15 protein-coding genes are annotated in these 21,720 nt (G+C 47.2%); 14 read left to right on the top strand and 1 reads right to left on the bottom strand.

What is annotated here, in order from left to right; all coding sequences use genetic code 11:
- Positions 1 to 190: 190 nt before the first annotated feature.
- The 4 genes from QP775_RS09675 (at position 191) to QP775_RS09660 (ending at position 8,166) form a co-directional block, all read left to right on the top strand.
- Positions 191 to 2,497: a thiamine pyrophosphate-dependent enzyme gene (locus QP775_RS09675; protein ID WP_285105484.1), complete on the top strand. Its 2,307-nt coding sequence runs from the start codon at positions 191 to 193 to the stop codon at positions 2,495 to 2,497.
- A gap of 1,725 nt (positions 2,498 to 4,222) precedes the next feature.
- Entirely contained in the window at positions 4,223 to 5,011 is a 789-nt protein-coding gene (locus tag QP775_RS09670) for an NAD-dependent protein deacylase (RefSeq protein ID WP_285105482.1), read from the top strand.
- Positions 5,012 to 5,116: 105 nt separating this feature from the next.
- Entirely contained in the window at positions 5,117 to 6,631 is a 1,515-nt protein-coding gene (locus tag QP775_RS09665; RefSeq protein WP_285105480.1) for an FGGY-family carbohydrate kinase, read from the top strand.
- Between the two features lie 272 nt (positions 6,632 to 6,903).
- A complete protein-coding gene (locus QP775_RS09660; protein WP_285105477.1) occupies positions 6,904 to 8,166 on the top strand; it encodes an amidohydrolase family protein in 1,263 nt (420 codons plus the stop codon).
- Positions 8,167 to 8,230: 64 nt separating this feature from the next.
- Here the strand turns inward: QP775_RS09660 and QP775_RS09655 are convergent, their stop codons facing one another.
- Positions 8,231 to 9,205, bottom strand: a complete 975-nt coding sequence (locus QP775_RS09655) for an AraC family transcriptional regulator (RefSeq protein WP_239332894.1) — start codon at positions 9,203 to 9,205, stop codon at positions 8,231 to 8,233.
- A 302-nt stretch (positions 9,206 to 9,507) separates the two neighbouring features.
- On the opposite strand from QP775_RS09655, the gene QP775_RS09650 reads away from it, so the two are divergent.
- From QP775_RS09650 to QP775_RS09605, 10 genes are all read left to right on the top strand, one after another.
- Positions 9,508 to 10,710 carry a galactokinase gene (locus QP775_RS09650; protein ID WP_285105474.1) on the top strand — a complete coding sequence of 401 codons (1,203 nt, stop codon included), beginning with the start codon at positions 9,508 to 9,510 and terminating at the stop codon, positions 10,708 to 10,710.
- Positions 10,711 to 10,744: 34 nt separating this feature from the next.
- Positions 10,745 to 11,734 carry a UDP-glucose 4-epimerase GalE gene (gene galE, locus QP775_RS09645; protein WP_285105472.1) on the top strand — a complete coding sequence of 330 codons (990 nt, stop codon included), beginning with the start codon at positions 10,745 to 10,747 and terminating at the stop codon, positions 11,732 to 11,734.
- A gap of 49 nt (positions 11,735 to 11,783) precedes the next feature.
- Positions 11,784 to 13,403, top strand: coding sequence for a UDP-glucose--hexose-1-phosphate uridylyltransferase (locus QP775_RS09640; protein WP_285105470.1), 1,620 nt, complete (start codon positions 11,784 to 11,786; stop codon positions 13,401 to 13,403).
- Between the two features lie 100 nt (positions 13,404 to 13,503).
- Positions 13,504 to 14,403 (top strand): hypothetical protein, encoded by a 900-nt coding sequence (locus tag QP775_RS09635; protein ID WP_285105468.1) that lies wholly within the window; start codon positions 13,504 to 13,506, stop codon positions 14,401 to 14,403.
- 198 nt (positions 14,404 to 14,601) lie between these two features.
- Entirely contained in the window at positions 14,602 to 16,140 is a 1,539-nt protein-coding gene (locus QP775_RS09630) for a copper amine oxidase N-terminal domain-containing protein (protein WP_285105467.1), read from the top strand.
- Between the two features lie 263 nt (positions 16,141 to 16,403).
- Positions 16,404 to 16,856: a M20/M25/M40 family metallo-hydrolase gene (locus QP775_RS09625; protein WP_285105465.1), complete on the top strand. Its 453-nt coding sequence runs from the start codon at positions 16,404 to 16,406 to the stop codon at positions 16,854 to 16,856.
- 132 nt (positions 16,857 to 16,988) lie between these two features.
- Positions 16,989 to 18,425 carry an NAD-dependent malic enzyme gene (locus tag QP775_RS09620; RefSeq protein ID WP_239332880.1) on the top strand — a complete coding sequence of 479 codons (1,437 nt, stop codon included), beginning with the start codon at positions 16,989 to 16,991 and terminating at the stop codon, positions 18,423 to 18,425.
- A 390-nt stretch (positions 18,426 to 18,815) separates the two neighbouring features.
- Positions 18,816 to 19,850 (top strand): ABC transporter substrate-binding protein, encoded by a 1,035-nt coding sequence (locus tag QP775_RS09615; RefSeq protein WP_285105462.1) that lies wholly within the window; start codon positions 18,816 to 18,818, stop codon positions 19,848 to 19,850.
- A 26-nt stretch (positions 19,851 to 19,876) separates the two neighbouring features.
- A complete protein-coding gene (locus QP775_RS09610) occupies positions 19,877 to 20,803 on the top strand; it encodes an ABC transporter permease (RefSeq protein WP_285105460.1) in 927 nt (308 codons plus the stop codon).
- Positions 20,803 to 21,600 carry an ABC transporter ATP-binding protein gene (locus tag QP775_RS09605; protein WP_285105458.1) on the top strand — a complete coding sequence of 266 codons (798 nt, stop codon included), beginning with the start codon at positions 20,803 to 20,805 and terminating at the stop codon, positions 21,598 to 21,600. Before QP775_RS09610 ends, QP775_RS09605 begins: the two co-directional genes overlap by 1 nt.
- Positions 21,601 to 21,720: the final 120 nt, after the last annotated feature.

Genomic DNA, 21,720 nt, shown 5'->3' with positions numbered 1-21,720 from the left:
GAACTTAGTACAGAACAAAGAACAGAACTAAGAACAGAATAAGAACAGAACAAAAAAGAACGATGAAGATCTTTTAGGTGAACAGACGGCACCTATTTTATGTAGCGGACAACTACTCAGGATGATGATTGGACGATATGAATTGGAAATAGAAGCATACAGCAGAACGATTAAAGGGGGATGAGGACCCATGGCAATCGAATATGATAAAGAAGTTAAGATAGGGACCGTGGAACAACGGATGGTGTACGAATCCGGCAACGAGATGGCGGCTTATGCAGCACATCAAATCAATTATCACATCATGGGTTACTATCCAATTTCGCCATCAACCGAGGTGGCGCAATTTCTGGATCTGATGAAGGCTAACGGACAGCATGACATCAAGTTAATTCCTGCTGACGGCGAACATGGCTCAGCTGGTATATGCTATGGCGCTTCCACGGCAGGCGGAAGAGTATTTAATGCAACAAGTGCGAACGGGTACATGTACATGTTAGAGCAGATGCCCGTCCAGTCAGGTACCCGGTTCCCGATGGTGATGAACTTGGTATGCCGCTCGGTGTCAGGCCCGCTTAATATTCACGGAGATCATTCCGACTTGTATTTCTCCCTTAATACAGGCTGGCCTACTTTATTGTGCAGAGATCCACAAGCCGTATATGATATGAACATTATGGCGTTGAAGCTAGCGGAGGACCCAGAGGTTCGCTTGCCTGTGCTGGTGGCATTCGACGGATACTTTACGTCGCACCAGAAGCGTCGAGTGCAGACGTTTGCGAAACGCGAGGATGTGGCTACGTTTGTAGGCGAGAAGCCGATGGCTGGCTTTGCTGATACATTGGATCGCAACAATCCGATTACGGTTGGACCGTACATGAACGAACCTGATTATATTAATAACTGCTATCAGCAGTCGATGGCAATGTATAAAGCAGGTGAAGTATTTGAACGTATTCGCAAGGAATACTACGCATTAACAGGGCGCGATTACCCTATGCTTGATCTATACCGGATGGAGGACGCCGAAGTTGCTGTGTTCCTGCTGAACTCATCCGCAGAAATCATCAAGGATGTCGTGGATGAATTGCGTGGACGCGGAATTAAGGCAGGCTCCATCTCGCCGAACATGATCCGGCCGTTTCCTGCCAAAGAGATTGCTGAGGCACTGAAGCATGTTAAGGCGATCACTGTAGGGGATCGTGCTGACGCTTACGGCGGACATGGGGGCAATATGCTGCTGGAGATTAAGTCAGCCCTGATGACGTATAATAACCGCGATACGCTCGTAGTGGGACGTATTTATGGCCTCGGGGGCAAGGACTTTTATGCCGAGGATGGGCATGCATTGTTTGAAGCGGCTATTGCTGCGGCGGACACTGGCGTGGTGGAAAAACCATTTGACTATCACGGCCATACACCGGGTGAGGCATCCAAAGCACCACAGCGCGTGCTGGAGCCGATGAAATATGAGGATCTGAACACAGGGCTGATTACGGTCACGCCGGACGAGACCAGCGGCAAGCTTAACGTTCGTATTCCGCCGCTGCGTAATCTTACACGGAAGCCAAAACGTATTGCCCCTGGACATGGCGCTTGCCCTGGCTGTGGCATATTCTCTGGTTTGGAATTGTTCTTTAAGGGAATTGAAGGCGATATCGTAACTTTATTCCATACTGGGTGTGCAATGGTTGTTACGACAGGCTATCCGTATTCAGCTCACAAAGCTACTTATATCCACAATTTGTTCCAGAATGGGGCGGCCACGTTGTCTGGTGTAGTCGAGATGTTCTGGGAGCGGAAACGGCGTGGTGAACTGGATCATCTCAATTTGGCTGACGATTTTACATTTGTTATGGTAACTGGCGATGGTGGTATGGACATCGGGATGGGGCCTGCAATAGGTGCTGCGCTGCGTAATCATAAGATGATTATTTTAGAGTATGATAACGAAGGTTATATGAACACGGGCGCGCAGCAGTCGTACTCGACTCCGCTTGGACATCGGACGTCTACGTCCAACGTCGGCTCGGTTCAGAAAGGCAAGCTGTTCCATCATAAGGATACAGCGCAAATTATGGCTGCGACTCATATTCCATACGTGTTTACGGGAAGCGAATCGTTTCCGCAGGACTTGGTGAAAAAGGCAGCAAAGGCGCAGTGGTACGCGCAGCATGAAGGGCTTGTCTATGGCAAGATTCTAATTGCTTGTCCGTTAAACTGGCTTTCTGATGACAAGCTTGGCACAGATATTGTCAATTCAGCCGTAGATTCTTGCTTCTTCCCATTGTATGAAGTGGAGCACGGTATTACTAATATTACGTACAATCCTGAAGATAAGAATAAGAAAGTGCCTCTTTTGGAGTGGTTAAATAAGATGGGCAAGACTCGCCACATGGCCAAGTCTGAAAATGCCGCAGCACTGCTGTCGTTTGAGCAGGAAGTGGAGCGACGCTGGAATGCACTTAAAGCTAAACATGACAACCCTAACTTGTAGTCGATAAACTACAGAAATAACCTCGTTACGACAGCAGTATTACTTTGCTGATTGGGATGAGGTTATTTTGCGTACAGGGGTAGGTGAATAAGCCACGAAATCAATCTTAACGAGCAAAAAGAGAGTTGGAAACGCTGATATAAGCAGGCAAAACGGGCTTAACAGATGGGGAGTGTGCGATGAGAAGTGAGAACGGTAAGAAAAATTGGTGAGCAGGGTAAGTGAAGTAAGAAAAGTAAGTAAAGTTAAAAATATAATCAAGATAGGAAAAGTTAGAAAAAGGTAAGGAAAATGAGAAAGGTAAGCAAGGTGGGGGAGGCGAGAAAGGTAATAAAAGTAGAAAAGTAAGAGAAAGAAAAAGTAATAGAGGTCAGCAGGTTGATGAAATAAACATCAGAAATGATAAATATGTGTAAGCGCAGGAGGTAAATACGATTGGCATATAAACGAATAAGCCGTAAAAACAGTCTTAACGAGTAGAAAGAGAGTTCGAATCGTCGATATAAGCAGGTAAAACGGGTTTAACAGATTGGGAGTGTGTGATGAGATTGAGCAAGGTGAGAAGTGCAAGAAGTACTGGAAATGGTAAGCGCGGATAAGCACAGGAGTAAATGCGTATGGACGTGTAAACGAATATGCCGCAAAATCAGCCTTAAAGAGTAGAAAGAGAGTTCGAAACGCCAATATAAGCAGGAAAAAGGGGCTTAACAGATGGGGTGCGTGCGATGAGAAGTGAGGAAGTTGAGCAAGGTGAGAAGGGCAAGATGGGCAAGAAATAGTAAGTGCGGGTAGGCACAGGAAGTAAATGCATGTGCGGCATGTAAGCAAATAAGCAGCAAAAAGAGCCTTAAAGAGTAGAAAGAGAGCTCGGATCGCCAATATAAGCATGCAAAACGAGCTTAACAGATGGGGGGCGCGCGATGAGAAGTGAGGAAAGTGGGAAGGGCAAGAGCGGGAGGAATGGGAAGTAAATGCGTGTGCAGCGTATAAGCAAATAAGCCGCTAAATCAGCCTTAACGAGTAGAAAGAGAGTTCGAAACGCCAATATAAGCATGCAAAACGGGCTTAACAGATGGAGTGCATGCGATGAGGGATGAGAAAGGTTAGAAAAATGAGCAAGTTGAGCAAGGTGAGGAGGGCAAGAAGGGCAAGAACGGTAAGAACGGTAAGAACGGGAGGAATGGGAAGTAAATGCGTGTGCAGCGAATAAGCGAATAAGCCTCAAAATCAGCCTTAACGAGTAGAAAGAGAGTTCGAATCCCCGATATAAGCAGGCAAAACGGGCTTAACAGATGCGGGCGTGCGATGAGAAGGGAGAACGGTAAAAAGAGTGAGCAAGGTAAGCAAAGTAAGTAAAGTAAAGTAAAGTAAAGTAAAGTGAGAAGTGCAAGAAGTGCAAGAAGTGCAAGAAGTACAAGAAGTGCAAGAAGTGCAGGAAAGGTGAGCAAGGTAAGAGCTGCGTGTGTATCGGAGTTTACTGATCAGCTGACATGGCAAGCTTCACCCGCGATCGAACAAATGGAAACAATTGTCATAATTAACACTTGATCTAACACTTTAGTCGCATTTTTTCCACGATTCAGTGTAAGAACACCAGTCAAACAAGTTGATACTGCTGCGTATTAAGTCTATCCCCAGGCCTACGATAAGCTGCCCCGCTATTTTCGCAATATAATAATCCCATGTATACTTAGAGGAGTATATTTGTCATAAGGAGGTCATGATGTGACCCAACAGGATCATTCTTCCAACCAAGCGCGAACTTACGAAGCGCAGGTCCGCAAGTTGGCTGACTTGATAAGTGGAAGCAAGCGGATCGTTTTTTTCGGGGGAGCTGGAACTTCTACGGAGAGCGGTATACCGGATTTTCGTTCTGCAGGAGGCGTATTTGAAGAGAAATCAGACTTTCCTCATCCTCCGGAAGTGATGGTGAGCCGTCCATTTTTTGAGCGGGACCTCCAGATGTTCTATACATTCTATCGCGTAAAGCTGCTCCATCCGCATGCCAAGCCTAACGGAGCACATCGTACACTGGCTCGGCTAGAACAAGCTGGCAAGCTAAAGGCGATTATAACGCAAAATATCGATGGTCTGCATCAGGCTGCTGGCAGCACTGAAGTGCTCGAACTGCACGGTTCCGTCCACCGGAACGACTGCTTAAGCTGCCATAGACGTTTTGATCTATCTGTCGTATTGGATTCCGCCTCAGTTATACCGAATTGCCCGGATTGCGGCGGCGTCTTAAAGCCGGATGTTGTTCTCTATGGGGAAACGTTAAATGATGCTGTCGTTGAACGTGCTATCCATCATGTACAGCAAGCGGACCTGCTGATAATCGGAGGAACGTCGTTGTCGGTCCAACCGGCTGCAAGCTTTGCGCAGATGGGGAGACGTGCAGGGATCGTACTTATGAATCGAACTCCTACAGCTATGGATCATGAGGCAGTCGCTATATTTCGCGATCCGATGGGACAACTGCTTGAAGATGCATATGCTTACATGAGCAAATCTTAAGGGGTAATTTCAGGCCATAGTGAACCGACAACAGTTCTTATGGAAGGATTATTTCTTTATCAAATTAATGAATAGTGTAACCAATACTTAATTTCAAGTGGATTTATGAAACGGAGGAGTTGGCAAGTGGTGCACATGATGGGAATAGACTTAGGAACAAGCAATCGCAAAGTAGGATTATTTGATGAGGAAGGACGTGTACTGGCAATCTCTAGCCGTCCAACGACTGTCATCGAGACTGGGCAAGGATATTCTGTCTATGATCCGGAGCAATTGTGGAATGACGTCGCAGCGATGATAAAGGAAGTACTTGCACAGACGGGTGTTTCCCAGGTGGCGGCGATCGGCATCGCCAGTATGGCGGAGAGCGGATTACTTGTCAATCGGTCAACTGGAAAAGTTCAATCACCTTGTCTGCCATGGTTCGAGACATGCTCGACACCACAAGCGGAACGAATCCGGCAGTCAGATGCCCCACTTGCATTATTCCAGCGTTCAGGGTTGCATTTATCATTTAAGCATGGCCTACCTAAACTGATGTGGCTGCATGATCAAGACGCAAGCATGTTCACCGACGCGGTATGGCTGACGATGTCTGGCTTTATCGCTTATCGACTCAGTGGTGTAATGGCATGTGATCCAACATTGGCAACACGTACTTTTGCCTATGATATCCGTCATGAATGCTGGGATATGGAATGGCTGAAAGAGTTTGGTCTACCAGAGGGCCTGTTCCCTCAAGTGCTGCCAAGTGGCAGCCCGCTTGGCACAGTTACGACTGAGCTGGCAAACGTGCTTGGGCTAGGGGAAGGAACGACAGTGGCGATTGGCGGCCACGATCATGTGTGCGCATCTTTGGCAGTAGGCGCGGTGCATCCAGGCGACGTATTTGCTTCCATGGGAACGGCTGAGACTTTGGTGGGCTTAATGAAGCCCCGTCATCTGGGGCAAGCGGAATTTGATACTGGGTTATCCTACGGTTTTCATGTCGTACCCGGTTATCAGTTTTGGATGGGAGGGAATGCGGCTTCTGGTGGGGCTCTGGAGTGGATTCGCAAGCAGTTGGCGGACGATGCACTGACATATGATCAAATGAAAGCTCTGATGGCTGACGTGCCTGATGGACCTGGTCAAGCCTTGTTTTTCCCTTATCTTTCAGGCAGTGGAGCGCCTTATCCGAACTCTAAGACACGTGCTGCTTTTATTGGATTGTCCTATGCTAGCGGTAAGGCAGAACTGGTACGGGCCGTATGCGAGGGCACGGCGTATCAGCTAGAAATGATTCGCAGAAGTGCAGAACAGGTATCGGGCGAGACGATTCGGGAAATTCGTGCTGTTGGGGGTGGAACGCGTATCCGAACTTGGCTGCAAATGAAGGCTGACGTAGGGAACGCTACACTCATTGTTCCTCCAGTTGATGAAGCGACCCTTTTAGGGGCGGCTTATGCCGCGTTAATCGGCACGGGGCATATTGGCAGCGCGACAGAGCTTCAGGGCTTGATCGAGCAACGAGGAGTTGCGCGGATTGACCCTGACGCAGCGCGTCATATGCTGTATGCAGCCAGGTACGAGCAGGTATATGCTCCAATGGCCGCTGCACTCAGACAGATGGAACTATAAGAGGATATGGGGCAGGGCGCTTTCAAGTCAGCGTTCAGCCCCTTTTTTGCGTGATACAATCCGATTTGCATCAGGTAAGCAGTTGGCGAAGAAATTAGAAGGATAAATACATTTTGTTCATTGGTCGAATTCAGGAGAGGCTGAACTGGAGAAGGAACTAAGCTGTTCAACTACAAGGTTTAGCAGCGGCAAGGTTGGTCGATACCATTATAATGAGTAAATGAACATGACATTAATAGAAGGTGAATCTTATAAAAAAGCGCAGCTTATGTGTGAGCACTGTTCTTACAATTTCATTAGGTATTGTAACAATGGCTTGTATCCTGTACCGGACGACTGTTTCCACAGAACAGCATGTGCAGCCCATGCAGCTCATGCAGCCCATGCGTACCACGCAGCTCATGCAGCCCATGCGTACCACGCAGCTCACGCAGCCTATGCGTACCACGCGGCCCATGCAGCTCATGCAGCCTATGCGCACCACGCAGCCCATGCGGACATCAACCACAGCAACTGCTGCCGAAAGCCATAAAAGCAAGCCAGTGATGCAGAAAGCCTCTAGGACGTTAGTGGAATGGACAAAGCTTTATAAGAACATGCCCCTAATTGATGCTCATAATCATAGTGCTGCAAACCAAGCTTATAAGTGGAACTTGGAAATGATGTGGGATCCTTATGGCGTTGATAAGGTTGTCATATTTGGTGATGTGTCCAAGCCTAGCGCTGTGCAGACCGATAAATACGCGTGGGAAGCGTATGAACAATATCCAGATCGGTTTATTCCTTTTTCATCTGGCATCAATCTGTTAGCTCGTTCGGGTTTGAAAACTGTCAAACATAATTTGGAGCAAGGTTACTTTGGTATAGGAGAGTTAGCGATAGCCTCTACATATTCGGAGGTGTTAGGTGGATCTATCTGGAAAACGAAACATCCGATGGATGGTGTACTACCCGATATTTACGCCTTGTGTGCGCAGTATAAGGTTCCAATTCTAATGCACATTGATCCACCTGAAGGTATGCCTATGCTGAAGCTAGAAGATGCTGTGAAGCAAAATCCAGAAACGATATTTATTTTTGCGCATATAAATGCCTATAATTCTCCCAGCAAGATAAGGGCGCTAATGAAAAAGCACTCGAATGTGTATGCGGATTTCTACGCAGGGTATACGGTATTTGATCCGAGCAGCACATATAAATTGGAGGACTTTGTACCGCTGATGAAGGAATTTCCGGAGCGATTTCTGTTAAGTACGGATTCAGGCTATGGACTTGTCAGCGAAAAAAAAGCCATTGAAGCGATTTACATCCTCATCGACATGTTGGACAATCGTGAATTAGCACTCCAAATTACAGCAGGCAACATGGAAAGGTTAATTCGGAAGCAGCCCGCGACACAAACACAGTTGGCTGCGCTTCGGCAGTTGGAGAGTCGGACCGGTAAACAATACGATCTCAAAAAATTGAACAAAGTGGATGCAGGTAGATTGCTGATTGAGGAAAGCAAAAGGCACACTAGAGAACCACTAAAATGAAGCTGTCTGGTTGTTTCTTACTAGTGTGCACTAGTCATCTTCCCAACTGCCGCCTGAACTTGTTTTATCTATTAGAGGGCAATTCATTTGAACGATCCTGCTTATGAAACAAAGCTTGCTTGCGGTATTGTGATGGAGCTTGCTGATAGAACCTGCGAAATTGTTTGGAGAAATATAAGGCGTCTGGTATGCCTACAGAAGCTGCAATCTGCTCAATCGTAAGCTCGGGACGTTCACGAAGCAGTAGTCTGCCCTTGTCAATCCTTAACTTTAAAAGAAACGTCACGGGTGACATTCCAGCAGCCTGTTTAAATAATCTGGACAAATAAGCTCTGTTGTATCCTAGGCTTGAAGCCATTTGTTCCATTGTGAACGGATGAGCGTATTGGGTAGACATCATGCGTATCATCTGTCGTACGATCTGCTGAGCTTCGTTTTCCGGCTTGAGAGGGACTGACTCATCTACGCGCTGTTGTTGGCTTGCATAGGCTGCGATCATAAGATGCATGCACCCAGCAGCGGTCAGGTTGCATGTATGCTCTCTAGCTTGAAACGCAGCACGTATGGGCTGCATCCAAGCTGCAGCCTGAGTGCCAGGGCAGTGCACGACAGGCTGTTCCGTCGTCAGTCCGCCTTGCCGAAAGAGAGCTTCCGCTTGATTGCCCTTGACGGCGATCCACTGATAACGCCATGGATTATCAGCATCGGACATGTAGCTGACCAATTGATTGGGCGTGATCAGAAACGCATCTCCCGGTCCCAGCCTATAGGTCCGTGACTCTGTTGAGAATTCACCACAGCCCTCTATAACGTGATGCAGCAAATAATAATCGTAGAACTTAGGCCCCAGCTTATGCCCGGGCTTTGTCTGGCTTTCGCCGGCGAACAGCACGTGAAGGCTGTCCTGCTCCGATGCCGTCGGATTTGTGGCTACTTCATAGGTATCAAGAACTGTGGATCTACCTCTGTCTTCATCAAGTGACGCGTTCAAGCTCTCATCCAAAGGAATAGTATTTAGTCCGTCTGATGTTGTGCTCATTACCAGTCCCCCTTCAAAAAGTGTGCAGAGTATGCGAAGTAGACATGCGAGTTGTGTCTATAGGGTCTATTATGTCATCGTGCTTAAAGGGATGAACAAAGCGATCAGGAGCACACCAACTATAATAGATGCGGTCTTTGTGCAACTTGTAGATCGTAATTAATGCGCCATTTCTAGTTACTATATCACATTTATCCATATGAAGTTCACATCCAGCTATTACAAGACAGGAAAGTTCGAAGTATGATTAATGGTAACAAACAGTATACTTTCTGCTTATGATCTTAGGAGGTTGGCCAGATATGGATACGAAAAGATTACTGCATTTATTTGAACAGCATTATGGTATCAATCAGGGGGAAGTACGATTGTTCCATGCTCCTGGACGTGTCAATCTGATTGGTGAACATCTTGATTACAACGGCGGGTACGTACTGCCGGCAGCCCTTCAGATTGGTACTTATCTGCTTATCAGATCGAACGCTGATCGTATGCTCCGGCTTGCCAGTGTCCAGTTTGAAGAATCAGCGAGCTTTTCGATCGATGAACTACCAACCGTTAAGTCAGACATGTGGACGGATTATCCTCTTGGTGTGGTCCATGAGATGAACAAGGTGGGCCATCCGATTACGCAGGGGTATGACCTCTTGGTAGCCGGCAACATACCAAATGGAGCGGGATTGTCCTCGTCGGCCTCATTGGAGGTAGTGATTGGTTACGCCCTTTTGACATTGGAAGGCTATCCGATTGATCGCACAGCGCTTGCGCGGCTGTCACAGCGAGCAGAGAACCAATTTGTTGGGGTGAACAGCGGTATCATGGACCAGTTCGCCGTTTCGCACGGGAAGCAGGATCATGCGATATTACTTGATTGTGATTCACTGCAGTATGAACATGTACCTTTCCAAATCCAAGGATATAAGCTTATTATAGGTAATACGAACAAGCGTCGTGGATTAGTAGATTCCAAATACAATGAGCGTCGTACACAATGTGATGAAGCTGTAGAGAAGCTGAAGCAGGTGTATCCGGATCTGACCTATTTGGCGCATTTGACCAGTGAACAATTCCAACAAGCCAAGCATGTATTGACAGATCGTGTTGTGTGTCAACGTGCAGAACATGTCGTATTTGAAAATGAGCGTGTGAAACAATCGATGAAGGCACTGCGGGAGGGAGACCTGCTTGCGTTTGGACAATTAATGAATGCATCCCACGAGTCGTTACGCGATCTCTACGAAGTCAGTTGCGAGGAATTGGACGTAATGGTTCAAGAAGCCCGCGCGGTCAATGGCACGATTGGTTCACGGATGACAGGAGCCGGATTTGGAGGCTGTACGGTATCACTGGTGGCGCAAGCAGCCGTAGAAGACTTTGTTAATACAGTTGGTGCGAACTATGAAAGACATACCGGTCTTAAGCCTGATTTTTACGTGTGTGACGTAGGGGATGGCGTGATAGAGTTAGAATGGCCAGCATTTATTGCTACAGATGTATCTATTTGATAGAAACTCTTTTATATCTCAGGAGGTAATGTAAATGGCAGTATTAGTTACAGGTGGAGCGGGATACATTGGTTCCCATACCGTTGCAGAACTGATTGCTCGTGGAGAAGAAGTTGTTATTGTGGATAATTTGGAGACAGGTCACCGTGAAGCTGTCACAGCGGGTACCCTTGAAATCGGAGATATACGCGATAAGGCGTTTCTACAAGATGTATTTGCAAAGCATAAGATTGATGCGGTGATTCATTTTGCGGCATATTCCCTTGTAGGGGAGAGCATGATCAAGCCGGGCAAATATTATGACAATAATGTTAGCGGGACTGGCGTACTACTCGATGCCATGAAGGATCATGGAGTTAAGCGAATTGTATTTTCCTCCACTGCGGCTACCTACGGTGAGCCAGAGCGTGTCCCAATTGTGGAGACAGATCGTACAGAGCCGACAAGTGTATATGGTGAAACAAAGCTGACGATGGAGCGTATGATGCGCTGGTTCGATCAGGCGCACGGCATCCAATATGTTTCATTACGCTATTTTAATGCGGCTGGAGCTCACGAGAGCGGCCAAATTGGTGAAGATCACCGGCCAGAATCCCACTTGGTCCCGATTGTGCTGCAGACAGCACTTGGCCAGCGGGAGGAGATCACCGTGTTCGGCAGTGATTATCCGACAGCCGATGGCACTTGTGTTCGCGATTATATCCATGTGAGCGACTTGGCTGATGCGCATGTGCTTGCGCTTCATTATTTGAGAGACGGCGGCAAGAGCGATATTTTTAACCTCGGCAATGGACAGGGATTCTCAGTGCTTGAGGTGATACGTACCGCGGAGCAAGTGACAGGCAGATCGATTCCAACAGCGATTCGTGAGCGTCGCGCAGGCGACCCGGCGATTCTGATCGCTTCGGCAGATAAGGCGCGTCGAGTGCTGGGATGGTCGCCTAGCCGTGACAAGCTGGAGCAGATCGTTGACAGTGCATGGCGTTGGCACACCACACGTCCGAATGGTTACGTGGAATCGTAATTGCGGAAGGGTTGGAACGCCAATTAGGGGAACGTGGGAGGTTGCTTTTATGGGAGCTATGCAATTAGATCGGGTGACGATTGAGGCGAATAGATTGACACAAACAGAGCAGGCGCAATGGGGCATCGAGGAGTTAATCCGATATGCCCTATCCAAACGATTAATTGGTGAAATGGATTGTCCGTATGTACGCAACATATTGCTGGATATGTTTCAATTGGCAGAGCCGTGGGCTGGTTACGAAGCGACATATTCGTCAGATGTCGAAGCGGCGGATACGCCTCATTACATCTTGAACCTGCTGCTGGATTATGGTCAAGTGATCGGTTTGATTCCTGATCATACAACGACACAGCGTGACCTGCTCGATGCACGTATTATGGGAGTACTAATGCCCCGACCTTCTGAGACAGTGGCAGCTTTCAGAAGAACGGAACAAGAGAACGGCATCATGCAGGCTACGCGTGAGTTCTATCAGTTAAGCGTAGACAGCAATTACATTCGAATGGATCGTGTGCAACACAACGATCATTGGCTGTATGAGAGCAAATACGGCATAATCGAAATGACGATTAATGTCTCGAAGCCTGAGAAAAGTCCGCAGGAGATTGCTGAGGCGAGGCAGACAGCAGCCTCTCATTATCCGCAGTGTTTGCTCTGTGTGGATAATGTTGGATATGCAGGTCGTGCCAATCACCCGGCCCGCCAGAACTTGCGGGTCATCCCGTTAACGCTGCATGAAGAAGCGTGGCATTTCCAATACTCACCTTATGTATATTACAACGAGCACAGTATCGTGCTTCGGCACGATCACGTGCCGATGAAGCTGACGAAATCCACTTTCCATAGATTACTGGAATTTACAGAGCAGTTTCCGCACTATTTTATCGGTACCAATGCGGATTTGCCGATTGTCGGCGGCTCGATCCTAAGTCATGATCACTTTCAAGCTGGGCAACATACGTTTCCTATTGAAAGAGCTACAGCTGATCGGACATTTGTTTATCCGCAGGATGAGGATATTCAGGTCAGTATTGTGCGTTGGCCGATGTCGGTGCTGCGTGTTTCTGGTCAAGATCGGGAAAGGCTGATTGAAGTTGTATACGCGATATTTAAAGCTTGGCAAGTATACACCGATCCCGAAGTTGGCATAATCGCGTTTTCGGATGAGGGGGACAGCCGCATTCCTCATAATACAGTCACTCCGATCGTCAGACGCCGTGGGACTGCATATGAAGTGGATATGGTGCTTCGCAACAATCGCACGAGCAGCGAACATCCAGAAGGCATATTCCATCCGCACCGTGAGATGCATCACATCAAGCAAGAAAACGTCGGATTAATCGAGGTGATGGGACTTGCGATTTTGCCAGCGCGGCTGCAGCAGTCCAGTATGCTGATTGCCACGTTCCTGACGGGTCAGCAATCGTGGGAACAGCACAAGGCAAACATGCAAGCTCATGATCCGCTGGCCGTACACCGTGCATGGATTGAAAGCTTGATAGAACGTTACGGTATCGATAACAGTTTGGAGAATGCACAGCGTTTGATCAAGCAGGAGATTGGCCATACATTTGTCGAAATTTTAGGGCAAGCTGGTGTGTTCAAACGAAATGCAGAGGGGCAAGCCGCGTTTGAGCGATTTATCAACCATCTTGGCAGGGCGTGATTGATTCACATATACACTGATCAAGGCAAGGCAGTTCGCTTTGAATGCCGGTAGCAGAGGCAGTGTAGAGTGTAGACAGGTCGGGAAAAGAGGCGATTAGATGACGCTTATCATGACAAATAGGGTGGAGGACCCACGATTCGGCCGTAGTCTTCGACTGGACAATGAACGCTACACGATGATTATTCCGTTGGACTATGGTATTCGGATTATGCATTTTAGCCTGCGTGGAGGCGAAAATGTATTGTTCCACGATGCAGAGGGGGTTGTTGCTCAGCAAGGCGAGGCGTTCCGTAAAATGGGCAGCGACGGTTGGCTGCTCCGAGGTGGACACCGTCTCTGGGTTAGCCCTGAAGCGTATCCGCGCACGTACTCTCCAGACGACCAGCCTATTGACTGGAGCCCCACAGGGCAGGGGGTTGTGCTGACGTCTCCAGTTGAGCAATGGTCGCTCATTAAGAAGCAGATTGAGATTGTATTTACAGAGGATCAGGTTGTCCTTACCCATCGCATTACAAATGAGGGGGCTTATCCGATACAGGTAGCGCCCTGGTCGATTAATGTCATGGCGCAGGGTGGAACCGCTATTATTCCGCAGACAAAACGAGAAACCGGCCTGCTGCCCAACCGGGCTGTTGTATTATGGCCATATTCGCGAATGAATGATGACCGAGTAGTTTGGGGAGAAAATCATATTACGATTCGTCAGTCCCCTGATGCGGATCGGGCATTTAAACTGGGAACGGGAAATGAACCCGGATGGGCTGCTTATCTTAATAATGGAACTGCATTTGAGATTAGCCATGAGCATCAATCAGATGCCGAATATCCAGATGGCAGCTGTTCATTCGAATGTTATACCAATGAGCATATGCTGGAACTGGAGACACTTGGCCCTTTGTCCATGCTGGGGCCTGGACAGACCGCATCGCATCGGGAGTGCTGGCGCCTCACGGCAGCGTTAGATAAAGAGTCATTTTTGGCAAGTAAACAACAATAAAGCCTGATCCAGGCAGCTGAGAGCATAGACTTCCGATTTGGAAGTCTATTTCTCTGTTCTAAACTTAACTGTCTCGTGAGAACAAGCCTTTCCCGTGCCCGTAATCGGTTCTTTACAACCCCACTAAATGAATACATAATAGAGTGGAATCATGATCTTTTTAATGGTTTTACCTATTTGAAAGGGAGGAATGAGTACATGCGTATACGAACAAGCCTAGCTGCTATGCTGGCGGCATTACTTATCGTGCTTACGGGTTGTCAGGCAGTAGGCGGTGTAGATATTGGGGAAGTCGTAAACAGAACTTCTGATTTGAAGTCGGCGGAGACGAAGGAAACGGTAAGCATTAAGCTTGACGTAAGTAAGGATGCCGAGCTAACGACGGAGGAAAGCCAGTTCATTAACATTATTAACGGGCTTCAGCTCGATCTGTCAACGAAGATGGAATCGCCTGATCGTGTATCATCAAGCGGTACGATCAAGATTGCAGGCAAGAGTGTGCTGTTTCAACTTGCGGTAGATGACAAGCAGGTAGTGGTCCATGTAGAAGGTGGCAAGACGCCGCTTGTTATCCCGGCAACAACAAAAGAAATGGAAGAACTGGACATTCCGCAATTGGATGTGGAACAACTAAAGCAGTTCCGCAAATCGATGGTAAAATTCTTCACTAAGCATGCCCCTAACCCTAAAGTAACAACGGTTACTCCAGTTACGGAGCAAATTTTTGGCCAATCCCAATCCTTGAGCCAAATACATATGGAATTTGGAGCTGACGAAACGATTGGCTGGGTGCGCAGTTTCTTGAAGTCAATACTGGCAGATGAGCAAGGAACCAAAGCTTGGTTAACTGAAGTAGGCAAATTATATGGGCCGTTGGTTGGACAGTCGATGGAAGCATACGGCGTAAGCGATAAATCAACGAACATGGTAAAAGATGGGGAAGTATTTGCACTCATAGCATTTAAATGGTTGAAGGAAAATGGAGAGAAGTCGCTTGATGAGCTGGATAAGGCTTGGACTCAAGTGGTTAAAGAAGATGCTGACATGGCGGTCGTCCTTGGCAATAAGACGAAGCTGAAGTTGGATCTTTATGCTGATGCAGCATTAAACCTGAACAAGACCAATATCGAATTAAACGTGGCACTGCCTAAATCTGAAGATGTTCCTCTCTCAGGAATTACGTTTAAAGCATCTACAGAAGTCAAAAACCACAATCAGCCGATAACAATCGACAAAATCAATGCGACAAATGCTGTAAACGTACTGGAACAGTCGTTGACGCCAGGTCAATGGTTGCGCCATTTTAGTCCGGATTCTGCGGTTCATCAGTTGTTGAAGGACGCAGGTATTTCACGGAAGTATGTTACCCTTCCGATTTCGCAAGGCAAGTATGACGATTGGTTGATTGATGGCCCTGCTCCTTTCGTTAAGAATGGGGTTACTATGGTTCCGCTTCGTTATGTGGCTGAACATTTGGATGCGGATGTTAAGTGGGACAACAAAGCGTCGCAGGCTCGCATCGTAGAGGACCTCACAGGGAAAGTGATTATAATAAAGCTAAACAGCAAGCAAGTGACGGTTGATGGCAGCAATGTGGCTAAGAAGCTGGATGCCGCGCCTGTCATGAAGGATTCCACCGTGTACGTGCCGCTGCGCGATATCGCGCTTCTGCTTGGCGCAAAAGTAGGGTACGAGAAGGGCGAATACATGAACTATGCGACAGTGACCCGAGAATAGACGAGTTATTGAAGTTTAGTGACCTTGAGTCCACAGATGAAATTAAGCCATCTTTAAGGACAAAGGATCAGAATTACGTTGTACTGGACTTATAGGCGTGAATAACTTTTAAACCAACGAATATGTGCTTGATTCATATGAAACCCAGTCCCTAAGCAGTTTTACTTAGAGGCTGGGTTTCTTGCGTTCCTGAAAGCGGGTATATCCGCAATTGAGGAAATTGCACATCAGATTGTAAGACTGAATGGGTGATCGGATGATGAATGTGGTCTGTATGTGATCGTTGGAATATTAGTGGTGGTATTGGAGTTAACGTTGTTCCTGAACTAATGGAAGTGGAAATTGATATTCGTGTGCGAACAATGGAGGATTTTGGACGGATGATGACGAAGATGAAAGAGGTAACACCGTTCCATCCCGAAATTCGCCTGCATATGAAAGGGTATATGAATCGTCCGCCGATGGAGAGAACCGATGCTATCGGAAGCTTATATCACTTGGCTCAGCTTGTGGCGCATGAGGAGCTTGACTTGCATCTTGAAGAGACAGGCACAGGTGGAGTCAGCGACGGCAATTTCATAGCGGCTTGCGGCACGCCAACACTGGACGGGCTTGGCGCACGAGGAGACGGTGCCCATGCTGTACACGAACATGTTCGTGTGGAAGAAATGCAAAGACGAGCAGTGCTGCTCGCGGGTATCATGGAACGCTTATAACGATGTTTACGAGTCCGAAGAACTTAGACTGCGTAAGATGTGGCTTGCATAGGGCGGCAGCAGGAACACGCTAAGTTACACACGCAAAACAGTACGGACATCTAAACAACCGCTTAAAGGAGTGTAGCACCAATGGCCAAATCGTTAGGCTCAAGCACTAACATTATTATCCGAATGGAAATTGACAAGAGCAAGTGTACCTTTGCCCAGGTGGCAGCGGCAATTGGCGAGGGCGGCGGAGATATCGTCGCAATCGACGTCATTCGAAGCGCAGCCACAACAACCGTAAGGGACATTACGGTAAATGTGTACGATGGGAGTGTCGGAGACCGAATCGTTCAGCGTCTGAAGCCGCTGGAAGGTGTACGTATTGTAAATATCTCAGACCAGACTTTCTTGCTTCATTTGGGCGGCAAGATCGAGATGCAGCCTAAAGTTCCGATTCGGAACCGTGACGATTTGTCACGTGTGTATACGCCAGGTGTGGCACGTGTATGTATGGCGATTCATGAGGACCCTAATCGTGCCTTTACGTTGACGATCAAGCGTGATACTGTTGCTGTTATTTCGGATGGCACGGCCGTACTGGGACTTGGCAATATTGGACCACGAGCGGCAATGCCTGTTATGGAAGGCAAAGCGATGCTGTTCAAGCAGTTTGCAGGCGTTGATGCGTTCCCGATCTGTCTCGACACGCAGGATCCGGATGAGATTGTGCAGACGATTCTTGCTATTGCGCCAGGATTCGGGGGTATTAACTTAGAGGATATATCTGCTCCACGCTGCTTCGACATTGAGCGTAGATTAACGGAAAAGCTCGACATCCCTGTCTTCCATGATGATCAGCACGGTACGTCTGTTGTACTGTTGGCCGGTATCCTTAACGCTCTGCGGATCGTGGAGAAAAAGCTGGAAGACTGCAAGATCGTACTCTGTGGAATTGGTGCCGCTGGTATGGCATGTACAGAAATGCTGCAGTCAGCAGGTGCAGCAAACGTCATTGGTGTCGATCGCCAAGGGGCACTGGTACGTTCGACCACATACGAGAATGAGTCTTGGAACACTTATGCTGCCAAGACGAACCCGAATGAAGAAACGGGCTCGTTATCGGAAGTTATCCGCGGTGCCGATATCTTTATCGGTGTATCTGGCCCAGGTGTGCTTAAGAAAGCAGACGTTGAATCAATGGCACATGATGCTATCGTATTTGCAATGGCTAACCCAACACCAGAAATTGATCCGGATGAGATAGAGGGCATTGCGCGTATTATTGCGACAGGACGCTCGGATTATCCGAATCAGATTAACAATGTGTTGTGCTTCCCTGGCTTGTTCCGTGGCCTGTTGGATTGCCGTGCTTCCCATGTGACCGAAAGTATGAAACTTGCTGCAGCCAAAGCAATCGCAGAAGTCGTATCTGATGATGAACTGAGCGAAGTGTACATTATTCCATCGGTATTTAACGATAAGGTTGTCCCACGTGTCAGAGACGCCGTAGTGGATGCCGCGTTTGAAGCTGGTGTCGCTCGCAGACGTGATTACCGCGATAAATCGCAATCTAATAAGTAATATGTGACTAATTCATATTGTTGATTATACTGCCGAGCATAGTGTTGTGTTTATCCGACCCATGCTCGGTTTTTTACTATAGCAACAGTTTAATGCGATAGAGTAACAAAGTAAAGAGTTGTCGACAATTTATTTTACACACAAACTCCCATATTATAACAAAAATATCAACAGTTATTATTGACGTACTTAACTGAGGTAGTGCATTATCGCTATAACACACTGCTGATATATTGCTTTTATGCATTAAAAAGTTATTGCGTTAATTTAATGTTCATTTAAATGTGCTTTCAGCAACTGGCAGAGATGAAACAGCACGATGATTCCACAGAGGTTTCAAAACATAAGTTAGTATATTTGTTTTTAAACTGAGAAAGGGGATTTGGATGTATGAAATTCAGTCGTCAAGTTGTACTTATCTTTTTATTAGCTGCTTTGATAGTTGTAAGCGCATGCGGTGCAAAGGGAACGGATTCTGGTCCTGTAAGCACGGGCAATACAGAGGGAATGAGCAGCAAGAAGATTAAGATTGGAATTACTCAAATTGTAGAGCATCTTTCCCTTGATGAAGCACGCAGAGGGTTTGTGCAAGCGCTTAAGGATGCTGGTTATGTAGAGGGTGAGACGCTTGAAATTGACTTTCAGAACGCGCAAGGAGATCTAAGCAACGCAGCGACAATCACGCAGAAATTTGCAAGCGACAAGAAGGATTTGGTCTTGGCTATTGCTACGCCCACAGCTCAAGCCGCAGCCCAGAACATTAAAAATAAGCCTATTCTGTTTACGGCAGTAACAGATCCGATAGGAGCAGGTCTGGTTCAAAGTATCGAGAAACCAGGTGCGAATGTTACAGGTACAGCTGATCTGCACCCTGATGCAATTTCTAAGTTAATGGAATTTATAGCAAGTAATGTGAAAGACATAAAAGCGGTAGGAATCATTGCGAATGAAGGAGAACAAAACACGCATATCAATGTGAAGCAAGCCGTGGATGCACTCAGCAAGCTCGGAGTAGAGGTTGTAAAAGCCCCGGTTGCGAATAGTTCTGAGGTCAAACAGGCAACTGAATCTCTGGCAGGTAAAGTACAAGCGATTTATGTGCCATCAGACAATACAGTTGTAAGTGCGTTAGCTACGGTTATAAGTGTGGCATCGGACATTAAGATTCCGACTTTTGTAGCAGATAAGGATTCCGTGAAGAACGGTGGTGTTGCCAGTTACGGTTTTGAATATTTTGACCTGGGCTATTCAACAGGCAAGATGGCTATTGAAATTTTGAAAGAAGGCAAGAAACCAGCAGATTTGGCAGTGAAATATCCTGAAACGCTAGACTTGGCGCTTAATTTGAAGGCTGCTGCATCTCAAGGCTTTGATGTAACCGCTGCGATGAAAGCGGAAGTGAAACAAGAGAACTTATTCGAATAAGACAGCTGTAGAGGAGGTAAAGCAACATGTTTCACGCAGGATTTTGGGAAGCCATGCTGAAGTCTGTCGAAATTGGTCTGTTGTATGCGATTATGGCATTTGGTGTATATTTGACATTTCGAATTTTGGATTTTCCTGATTTGACTGTGGATGGCAGCTTTACGACAGGTGCGGGTATTGCGGCTTTAAGTATCTCTTCGGGCATGAACCCCTTTGTGGCTACAATGCTGGCTTGTATCGGGGGAGGTCTAGCAGGGATATTGACGGGTCTAATCCATACGAAAGGTAAAGTGAATGCGTTGTTGTCCGGTATATTAATGATGATTGCGTTACACTCCATTAATTTGAGGATTATGGGCAGGTCAAATATAACATTAGTAAATACAGAGACGCTATTGTCGCCACTATCAGAAGGATTTAAGTATGAGTTTGTTCTTGTCATGGGTGTTGCAGCTATAGTTATTAAGCTGCTTCTGGATTTATTCTTGAAGACAGAAATTGGACTTGCGCTTCGAGCTACTGGTGATAATGCCCGCATGATCAGAAGCTTAGGCGTTCGGACGGATTCGACGATTATTATTGGGGTAGGCCTGTCCAATGCAATGGTGGCGCTGGCAGGTGCGCTGATTGCCCAATATCAGGGGTTCGCAGATATCCAGTTGGGTGTCGGTATGATCGTTATTGGTCTGGCATCGGTTATTATTGGCGAGGCGGTTTTTGGCCATCGAACGATTGTACGTGCGACATTTGCTGTATTGCTGGGTGCGATATTGTATCGCCTGATAGTGGCAGTTGCTCTCCAGATGGAGCTTAATTCCACAGATTTAAAACTGTTGACAGCCGTTATCGTCATTATTGCGCTTACGCTGCCCATGATTCGAAGGGCAGTGAGACAGCGCGCTGACAGCCGCAGACGGGCTGTAGAATTAATACAGTCTGGAGGTGATGTATAATGCTTGATATTCAGCAGGTATGTAAATTGTTTAATCCAGGAACAGCAGATGAGAAGTTGGCGCTTGTTCACATTAACCTTCACTTGAAGCAGGGCGACTTTGTGACGGTAATCGGTAGTAATGGAGCAGGTAAATCGACACTGATGAACGTGATATCAGGTGTGATGCTGCCGGATATCGGTTGTGTCCATATTGAAGGACAGGACGTGAGCTCTAAGCAAGAGCATGCGCGCAGCCGTTGGATTGGCCGGGTATTCCAAGATCCACTGGCAGGTACAGCACCCTCGATGACCATTGAGGAGAATTTGGCGCTGGCATATGCGCGGGGACGACGTAGGGGGCTAAGAGCCGGTGTGAGCCGCCAACGAAAAAGTTGGTTTAGCGAACAACTGGAAATACTAGGCCTTGGGTTGGAACATCGCCTGACGGCGAAGGTTGGCCTACTGTCTGGAGGCGAAAGACAGGCACTTAGCCTGCTGATGGCAACATTTACGCAGCCGAGCCTGCTGCTGCTGGACGAGCATACCGCTGCCTTGGACCCCGCTCGGGCGGAAATGATTACAAGACTGACCGATAAGATCGTAAGAGAGACGTCATTGACCACGTTAATGGTGACACACAACATGGAGCAGGCGATAAGACTCGGCAATCGGTTGATCATGATGGATAAGGGTAGAATTATATTAGATATAGGAGCGGAGCAAAAAAAGCAGCTGACGGTAGAAAAATTGTTGCGGGAGTTTGAGCGGCTGCGTGGAGAGAAGTTTGTAGATGATAGGGTAATGCTAGGTGGATAGGTGAATCGAAGTTAAGATACGTAGATTTTAGTGTCCACACATTGTGTGGGCCTTTTTGCTTTATGTCCATCTGATTGGGAACGCACAACAAATTTGTAATAAGTGTCGTGCATAAAAAAA

This window comes from Paenibacillus sp. UMB4589-SE434, assembly GCF_030226685.1.
In the GTDB taxonomy this organism is placed as follows: Bacteria; Bacillota; Bacilli; order Paenibacillales; family Paenibacillaceae; genus Paenibacillus_B.
Note: the sequence above shows the minus strand (reverse complement) of the source record. Positions and strands in the feature narration are given on the sequence as shown.